General features: G+C 63.7%; 1 protein-coding gene and 1 pseudogene. Both read left to right on the plus strand.

Annotated features, from left to right (window positions below; translation table 11 throughout):
* A partial coding sequence (locus JK635_RS28565; protein ID WP_202654792.1) for an ATPase, T2SS/T4P/T4SS family occupies positions 1-402 on the plus strand: 402 nt, incomplete at its 5' end.
* 48 nt (positions 403-450) lie between these two features.
* Positions 451-838: pseudogene (locus JK635_RS28570) on the plus strand (type IV pili twitching motility protein PilT); the annotation flags it as partial.

Here is an 838-nt window from a genome sequence, read left to right on the forward strand (position 1 = left end):
CTGTCGGCGGCGGAAACCGGCCACCTGGTGTTCGGCACGCTGCATACCTCGTCGGCGGCCAAGACCATCGACCGTATCATCGACGTCTTCCCCGGCGACGAAAAGGAAATGGTGCGGGCCATGCTGTCGGAGTCGCTGCAGGCGGTGATCTCGCAGACCCTGCTGAAGACCAAGGACGGCAACGGCCGCGTGGCGGCGCATGAAATCATGCTGGGCACGCCGGCCATCCGCAACCTGATCCGCGAAGCCAAGATCGCCCAGATGTATTCGGCGATACAGACCGGCGCCAATGTCGGCATGCAAACGCTCGACAGCTGCCTGACCGACCTGGTGCGGCGCAATGTGATCTCGTCGGCCGCTGCGCGCGCCGCCGCCAAGACCCCGGAAAACTTCCCCGGCTAAGCGCCGGCATTACTGACGCAAAGGACGCACGATNAGGCAACCCGATTCATGCACGACCTGCTGCGACTGATGCTGAGCAAGAACGGCTCGGACCTCTTCATCACGGCCGACTTCCCGCCGGCCTTCAAGATCGACGGCAAGATGACGCCGGTGTCGAACCAGCCCCTGAGCGCCGGCCACACCCTGGAGCTGGCGCGCGCCATCATGAGCGACAAGCAGGCTGCTGAATTCGAAGCCAGCAAGGAATGCAATTTCGCGATCAGCCCGGCCAACCTCGGGCGCTTCCGCGTGTCGGCCTTTGTCCAGCAGGGCAAGGTCGGGATGGTGCTGCGGGTGATCACCACCGCCATTCCGAAGATGGAAGACCTGAAGCTGCCGGAAGTGCTGAAGGACGTGGTCATGACCAAGCGTGGCCTGGTCATCATGGTGGGCGCCA

It is taken from the genome of Neobacillus paridis (assembly GCF_016765675.1).
Lineage (GTDB): Bacteria > Bacillota > Bacilli > Bacillales > Cytobacillaceae > Neobacillus > Neobacillus paridis.